Here is a 698-nt window from a genome sequence, read left to right as displayed (position 1 = left end):
GCTGATGCGCATGTCCCAGTCATCGACGACGACGGCGAAGTTGTAGGTCGGCACACCGTCGGTGCGCACGATGATGAGGTCGTCGATCTCGCGGTTGTTGATCGTGATCGGCCCCTTGACCAGGTCGTTCCAGGTCACGTCGCCATCGACGGGGTTGGCGAAGCGGATGACGGGCTTCACACCCTCCGGCGGGGCGGGCAGCACCTTGCCCGGCTCGGGGCGCCAGCGGCGGTCGTAGAGCTTCTTCTCGCCGCGGGCGTGCTGGGCCTCCTTCATCGCGTCCAGTTCCTCGGGCGTCGCATAGCAGCGGTAGGCCTTGCCCTCGCTGATCAACTGTTCGACGACGGCCTGATAGCGGTCCAGGCGCTGCATCTGGTAGATCGGACCCTCGTCGTAGTTCAGGCCGAGCCAGTTCATCGCCGCAATGATCTGGTCGACCGAGTCCTGCGTGGAGCGGGCCACATCCGTGTCCTCGATGCGCAGCACGAACTCGCCGCCGTGGTGCCGGGCATAGGCCCAGGAAAAAAGGGCGGTGCGGGCCGTGCCCAGGTGCAGAAAGCCGGTCGGCGACGGTGCGATGCGCGTGCGGACCTTGTCGAAAGTGGAGCTCATCGGATTTTCAAAGTGGAAAGGCCACGCAGCAGATCGTCAGTGATGTCGTCTACATGCTCGAGGCCAACGGCCAGGCGGATCAGCCC

At 64.9% G+C, this 698-nt stretch carries 1 protein-coding gene; it reads right to left on the bottom strand.

Annotated features, from left to right (window positions below):
• Window positions 1–612 (bottom strand): glutamate--tRNA ligase (locus ACXJKR_RS34055; RefSeq protein WP_457326622.1); only part of this gene is annotated, 612 nt, incomplete at its 3' end.
• Window positions 613–698 lie beyond the last annotated feature (86 nt).

This window comes from Roseateles sp. P5_E11 (genome assembly GCF_054049355.1).
Note: the sequence above shows the minus strand (reverse complement) of the source record. Positions and strands in the feature narration are given on the sequence as shown.